Source organism: Streptomyces sp. NPDC005070 (genome assembly GCF_053600395.1).
This window is the reverse complement of record NZ_JBSFZS010000240.1, coordinates 1-6,020: the sequence shown is the minus strand read 5'-3', so window position 1 is coordinate 6,020 and position 6,020 is coordinate 1. Positions and strand designations below refer to the sequence as shown.

At 66.2% G+C, this 6,020-nt stretch carries 7 protein-coding genes; 4 read left to right on the top strand and 3 right to left on the bottom strand.

Going from position 1 to position 6,020, the window contains the following annotated elements; genetic code table 11:
* Positions 1–140: 140 nt before the first annotated feature.
* On the bottom strand, positions 141–812 hold the full coding sequence (locus tag ACWEBX_RS36620; RefSeq protein ID WP_451889066.1) for an enoyl-CoA hydratase-related protein: 672 nt from the start codon (positions 810–812) through the stop codon (positions 141–143).
* Between the two features lie 88 nt (positions 813–900).
* Between ACWEBX_RS36620 and ACWEBX_RS36615 the strand changes: the two genes are divergently transcribed.
* Positions 901–1,263, top strand: coding sequence for a hypothetical protein (locus ACWEBX_RS36615; protein ID WP_451889065.1), 363 nt, complete (start codon positions 901–903; stop codon positions 1,261–1,263).
* Between the two features lie 194 nt (positions 1,264–1,457).
* Here the strand turns inward: ACWEBX_RS36615 and ACWEBX_RS36610 are convergent, their stop codons facing one another.
* Positions 1,458–1,910: a MarR family winged helix-turn-helix transcriptional regulator gene (locus tag ACWEBX_RS36610; RefSeq protein ID WP_451889064.1), complete on the bottom strand. Its 453-nt coding sequence runs from the start codon at positions 1,908–1,910 to the stop codon at positions 1,458–1,460.
* A gap of 462 nt (positions 1,911–2,372) precedes the next feature.
* Here ACWEBX_RS36610 and ACWEBX_RS36605 point away from each other — a divergent pair, with 462 nt between their 5' ends.
* From ACWEBX_RS36605 to ACWEBX_RS36595, 3 genes are read left to right on the top strand one after another with little or no spacing between them, the layout of a single operon-like run.
* Positions 2,373–2,570, top strand: a complete 198-nt coding sequence (locus ACWEBX_RS36605; protein ID WP_451889063.1) for a hypothetical protein — start codon at positions 2,373–2,375, stop codon at positions 2,568–2,570.
* 56 nt (positions 2,571–2,626) lie between these two features.
* A complete protein-coding gene (locus ACWEBX_RS36600) occupies positions 2,627–3,877 on the top strand; it encodes an MFS transporter (protein WP_451889062.1) in 1,251 nt (416 codons plus the stop codon).
* A complete protein-coding gene (locus tag ACWEBX_RS36595) occupies positions 3,864–4,835 on the top strand; it encodes a tetratricopeptide repeat protein (protein ID WP_451889061.1) in 972 nt (323 codons plus the stop codon). Before ACWEBX_RS36600 ends, ACWEBX_RS36595 begins: the two co-directional genes overlap by 14 nt.
* Positions 4,836–5,605: 770 nt before the next feature.
* Here ACWEBX_RS36595 and ACWEBX_RS36590 read toward each other — a convergent pair.
* The coding region (locus ACWEBX_RS36590; protein WP_451889060.1) for a hypothetical protein at positions 5,606–6,020 on the bottom strand (415 nt) is incomplete at its 5' end.

Sequence of the window (6,020 nt, the reverse complement as noted above, 5' to 3'; positions counted from 1 at the left end):
CGGGACGCCCATGAGCAGTTGCACTGATCAGGCGGAGGCGAGGGTGAGCAGTACGTCGGGATCTCGACGTGGGTTGCGGCCTGCCAACGCCTCGGATCTACTGCATGCCGTCCTGGCGTGAACGCCGCCCTGCTGACGGGTCAGTTGAGGGGAAGGGTCGCATCGCGCAAGGTTGCCAGAGTGGGAGCGTACATGCGGGACTTGATGGCCCGGAGGGTATCGCCCGCTTTGTCCGCCTGCGACGTGGCGAGTTCGACCGCAGCCGTACGCACATCATCCTCAACCACCGCCCGGTCGACGATGCCGGCGGCGAGCGCGTCCTGTCCGCCGTAGCGGCGGGCGGTGAGCATCGCCTCGTGTGCGGTCTGCGGCGTCAGCCGTGCCTGGATGAGTGCGGACATGCCCGGGGTGAAGGGGATGTCGATGTCCGCCTCGGGCAGGCACCAAAAGCCCCGGTCGGCACGCATGACACGAAAGTCGTGGGCCAGGGAGAACATCGCTCCGGCCGCGAACGTGTGTCCCTGGAGTGCCGCAACGGTGACCAGAGGCAGGGACAGCATGCGCGCGAAGAGCTCGTGAACGGAGAGGACATACTCCGGGTGTCTGTCGACGTTGGCGAGCAGCCAGTGCAGATCCAGGCCGTTGGAGTAGAACTTTCCCGTGGCGGCAGTCACCAGGGCGCGCGGTCCCGTCTGCTTCTCGACTTCGTCGAGCAATGCATTCACGGAGCCGAGCCAGTCCGGGTGGAATCGGTTCTCTCCGTCTCCGATGTCGAGGACGAAGACATTGTCCTGGCGAGCGAGTGTGGGCATGGGAACTCCTTCGGGTCGGACTGGCTCGGGTAAGCATCACAACCCTGGAGCCGTCCAACATGAGCAATTCCTACCCACACGATGACGAATGGTGAACGACGCGATTCCGGATTCCTGTCGTCCAGGTCACCTATATTTCTGCCTGGGCAAGCTCTTGTACGAGTCTTCCGGCCGCCCGCGTGAGCCGGATGTGGCGACCGTAGGGCTGGAGGACGGAGTATCCGAGCACGACTTCCAATTCACCCAATCGTCGACATACTGCGAGTGGGGTCATTTTCAGTTCATCGGCAACTCGCGCCAGAGTTCCGACACGCTGGAAAGCGCGCAACACTTCCAGTTGATCATCACTGAACACGGTCACCCTCCGGGCCGCTCACCAAGAGTTCAGAATGAACCGGGCAAAATTTCCGGAGAATTCCGTCTCTTTTTCGGTAAGCAGCTTTACATGTGACCTTGCTGCCGTAATGAGCATTCGATGCTCATGGGCGGACCCGAGTGGCCGCCGAGCCGACGGCGTCCACCAGGGCAACGCAAGCACGGCGGGCACCCGTGCACGCATCGCGAAGCAAAAAGGCGGAAATCCACCCCGATGCCGCCCCACGCCTCATGCGGGAGCCGATGGGAAACCCAGCCCTCCGAGCGATGTCAATCGGCGTCGGGGCGTCCGACCTTGCGCAGCAGGTCGGCGAGTTGGCCTTGCTCCTGCTCTGAGAGGCCGTCCAGGTCGTCGGCGATGGCCCGGACGTATGCGGGCATGGTCTCCTCCACCGCTGCGCGTCCGGCCCCGGTAAGTTCGACCATGACCACGCGGCGATCGTTGGGGGACTTCTCGCGGCGGACCAGGCCTCGCTTCTCCAGGTTCGAGATGACGACCGTGAAGTTGTTCGGGCTCTTCAGGTGCTTCTCCGCCAGACGTCCGGCAGGCAACGGGCCGACGTAGTAGAGGGTCTCCAGAGCACCGAATTGGCTCGTCGTGAGCCCGGAGGCGAGCAGGGGGCCGCTCGTGCGCGCCTCCACTGACGCGGCCGCTCGGATCAGCTTGATGAAAAGGTCCAGCGACCGCTTCTCGCGGGCGCTCCCGTCGTAGTGCGTCGGCATCGCACGCCCTCTCCGTCGCTCTCTGCGGTCGCGGCAGATCCTGCCCGGACCCTTTCCTTCCAACTAGAATAGTCGCGTTCCATGAATAAATGGGTTCCGCCCGGATCCCCACGGCCGGTCCTCGGCCGCTGCTTGAAGGAAGCCGGCGAACACTCGCAAGCCGGGCACCGTCGCTCCTGCCCAACGTGAAAACCTCCACCGCCCACGGTGCCTCCCCCTGCGCCCGACGATGCCGCTCAGGTCACCACGCCTTCGGAGGACCGCGCACCCGCACCGACACCGGTCCCTCGCTCAAGTACGCCGCTCTCACGGGCCGATCGCAGAGCGAGTGATCACTTCGAAGTGCGGCTCGCCGACTGCAACCCGGGCCGCGGGATTGAGTAGCGCTTGCTCAGCCGGACGGTACCGGCTGCGACCTAGCGTCGAGGCTCCGCATACAGCGGTACCGATAAGGAGCCTTCCATGAAGACCGGGTCGTACAACCACAACGAGATCGTCTGGACCAACCACAACGAGATCGTCGTCGAGAGCAGCACGCAGGCTTCCGAGCCGGCGCCGAAGGACATCGAGACGGGCGTGACGCTTCGTGCCGGAGCGATCGGCGGCAATCACAACCAGACCGTGCTGCACCACGCCCCGCTCAACGTGGCCGGCGAGTAGCAGGGATGCGCAGCCTCGGAAGACGAACGGAGGGGAGCACTGCGCTCGGGCTCGGCGTGGCGGCAGCGGGATTCCCGCCCGTCGCCATGGTGGTGCTCTTCGGTGAGTTCCTCTCCAGTGTCGGTTCCGGGGCGACCTTTCCCTATCTGGTCGTCTACCTCCACGACGTCTGCGGCCTGTCCGGCGGTCAGGTCGGAGCGGCCCTCGTGGTCCGCTCGCTGGCCGCCGTGGTCGGGGCCGTGGCGGGAGGCGCGCTCAGCGACCGGTTCGGGGCGACTCGTACCGTCGTAGGAGTCGCCGCGGTGGCCGCTGTTGCCGCGGCTGTCATGGCGGGCGTACGTGGGAGCGCCGTCGTGCCCGCAGTGGTCGCGGCCGTCGTCGGTACGGGCGCGGCGGCCGCGCTCGTACCCGCACTGGACTCTCTGCTGGCCCGGTCAGTGCCCGACAGCGCTCGGGAGAGGGCGTTCTCCTGGCGCAACACCGTCGTGACAGCCGGGGCGATGCTCGGCGTTGTCAGCGCGTCGGCCGCACTCGGCGTCTTCGGAGTCGTTTCCGGTCTGCGCTCGGTGTACGCACTCGACGCGGCCTCGTTCATCGTGCTGGCAGCGCTGGTGGGCAGGATGGCCGGGCGCCGCGGGAACATCTCAGCCGTTGTCGAGGCTCACGGCACAGCCGAGGAGTCTCAGCCCCCGGAGGGCCGTGGGATGTCGGACAAGGGCTACGCGGCAGTTGCCCGCGATCCGGCCATGCGCGGTGTCTTCACTTTCGTGCTGTTCGTGGTGGCGGCGGGATTCGCTCAGCTTCAGATCGGGCTGCCGGAAGTTTCGGTGCTGACCCATGATGTCGGTGGCCTCGGGTGGGTGTTCACCGCGAACATGCTCGTCGTCGCACTCGCCCAGGTTCCCGCCCAGCGCATGCTGAAGCGACTTCCCCGACCGGTTGTCCTCGCGGGAGGCGCCGCCTGTATGGCTGGAGCCTGGGCGATCGTTGCCCTGGACTCGGGTACCGGAAGCCTGCTTGCAGCGGCCGTGGTGTTCGCCCTCGGGGAGGTTGCCTACATGCCGGTCGTCGCTGCGCTCGTCAACGATCTGGCGCCCCCCGGACTGGCGGGGCGCTACAACGGAGCTCACACGTTGGCGTGGACAAGCGGCTTCGCGATCGGTGCTCTGGCCACCGGAACGCTGCTGCGGACCGACTCCATACGCCCGTTCTTCGCCGTCTCGGCCGCTGTTCTCAGTGCAAGCGCGCTGGTCGCGCTGAGCCTTGCCCGCCTTCTCCCCAAGGGGGACACAGATGACCGGTCCTGAACGTACTCCCGCCTTGCAGACAGCCATGGCACAGGCCGAAAGCGCACTCGAGGCGGGCCTGGCTGAAGAAGCGGAGGAACTGCTGCGAGGGGTGCTCACCACCGCCGCATCCTCGGCACGTCACACGCGAGCAGGGCTCCTTGGCGTGCAGGACCTCGAGGTGCGCGGCATGCTGGCCACCGCATGGCGGATGCAAGGCAAATACCGGCATGCCGGACTGCTGCTGTCGCTGACCCTCACCACTGCAGAGGCCGCCACCGGGCCCTCATCGCTCACTGTGGCGTGGCTGTGCAACGAGTGGGGAGTCCTGGGCAAATACACCGGGGACTTCCAGGCCGCCCAAAAACGCTACATGCGGGCGCTGAAAATCTATGAGGAAGTGTTCGGGCCAGAGCACGACAGCGTAGCCATGGTGTGCCACAACCTCGGCGGGCTCGCCCATGCCCGCGGTGACGTACAGGACGGGGAGCCGTGGGCCGCCCGTTCCGTGCAGATCCGCACCCGGCTCCACGGGCCGGACCACGTTCTCACGGCCCTCGACGCCGCAGCGTGGGCCGCTCTGCTGGAAGGGTGCGGGCGTCTTGAAGAAGCCGAACTCCGCCTACGCCAGGCCCTCGCCGTCTTTCGTGATGCCTTCGGCCCCGACAGCTACGACGTGGCCGTGACCCTGCACAACCTCGCCGCCGTCCAACACCGCCGCGGGGAACTCGACGTGGCCGGCTCGTACTACACCGACGCCCTGAGACTCAAAGAGCAGTTGCTCGGCACAGACCATCCCGACCTGGCGCCGACGCTCGCGAACTTGGCAGCAATAAGTGAGTCGCAAGGCGACCTCAAGCGTGCTCAGACGCAGTATGCGCGCGTCGTCGAACTGCTGCGCCGCAGAGTCCACGCGACGCACCCCACTCTGACCACGGCTCAAGCGGCGCTCAACCGGCTTGCTGTCGAGAGCGTTTGAGGCGGTGCCTCCCAGGCGAAGAGACCCGCCCGCGAGATCCTGAGCGGACTGCCCCTGGCCAGCAACTTGCTCGCTCCGCCCTGGCTGCCGTCCGCCAGGCCGCCCGGACGGCAGCCAGGGCAGAGCCATGTCACGCAGGCAGCTCGAGCTGTTCCCGCTTCGCCGCGCACCCGGCCGGGGGGAGGAAGACCGCGCGGTGCTTCCCGGACATGTCCCGAAAGGGCTGAAGACGCAGACGGTGAGATCAGCTCCCGTCAACTGCTCATGCGAAGACACGGGCTCGAAGTCCAGGTGCGCACGGCACCATTGACGACAGAAGCTCTCCGCGCTGAGCTCGGTCTGCTTCCTGCCGTGCTGGGCTCGAGTTGTCGGCACTGTCATTTCGCGACAGTCCTCTGGATGGCAGCTGGACGAAGACGCCGAAGACGTCTCTGCACGAACCGGCAAGGGCCCTGGCATTGCCCCGGCCGTCTACAGCGGGGGCCGGCGGTGAGATGAGATTCCGGTTTCGCTCTCGAGCTTTGCGGCATGCGCGGCTGCCGCAGCAGTGCGGCCGACGAGATCGCGGATGGCTTCCACAAGGTACGGCACCCAGCGCAGGTAGAGCTCCCTGCCGACGGCGGCGCCGGGGCGGACCTGGGTTCGGTGGCGAGTGTGAACCAGCCAGCGATGCGCCGGTAGTTCCCCCGAGACGGGCCCTCGATTGTGCTGACAGCATTCGTCATCTGCAGTTGCCAAAGGCGCGCGGGCCTGTCACCCCTGGAACGCTTTCACGTCTTCCTGAAATCCAGAAGGCCGTCGATGAGGATGATGGCCCACCTGCGCAGATCATCAGTCTGTGCCGGCTTGCGATCAGGTGTTTCGATTGCTTGGCGTGCCGTCCACCACAGCTGGCTGGGCGTGACTTCCGCCACGTGGCACCGCGTTCCGGTGGTGGCAGCACGGCACTTGAGTGCCCTGGCGGGCAGGAGATTCGAGGAACTGGTTATTTCGTAGAGGCTCTTTGGTTCCGGGGGGGTAACGGACGATTGGTCTCCTGCGGAACCAGCGCGCATCGGCTCGAGGCGTGACGCGTCTGCGGTGATCCGCCCGGCTGGCAGAGTGGATCGGCCCTCACCAAGGAACACCTGAGTGCCCGTGAACAAACTGATCGTTAGGGGTGCTTGGTAGTGCGGGCCAGCCTTC

What these genes read in the sequence shown, in the direction of transcription:
- ACWEBX_RS36620 (WP_451889066.1), bottom strand. Translation starts at nt 812, where the DNA reads ATGCCCACACTCGCTCGCCAGGACAATGTCTTCGTCCTCGACATCGGA.
- ACWEBX_RS36615 (WP_451889065.1), top strand. Translation starts at nt 901, where the DNA reads ATGGTGAACGACGCGATTCCGGATTCCTGTCGTCCAGGTCACCTATAT.
- ACWEBX_RS36610 (WP_451889064.1), bottom strand. Translation starts at nt 1,910, where the DNA reads ATGCCGACGCACTACGACGGGAGCGCCCGCGAGAAGCGGTCGCTGGAC.
- ACWEBX_RS36605 (WP_451889063.1), top strand. Translation starts at nt 2,373, where the DNA reads ATGAAGACCGGGTCGTACAACCACAACGAGATCGTCTGGACCAACCAC.
- ACWEBX_RS36595 (WP_451889061.1), top strand. Translation starts at nt 3,864, where the DNA reads ATGACCGGTCCTGAACGTACTCCCGCCTTGCAGACAGCCATGGCACAG.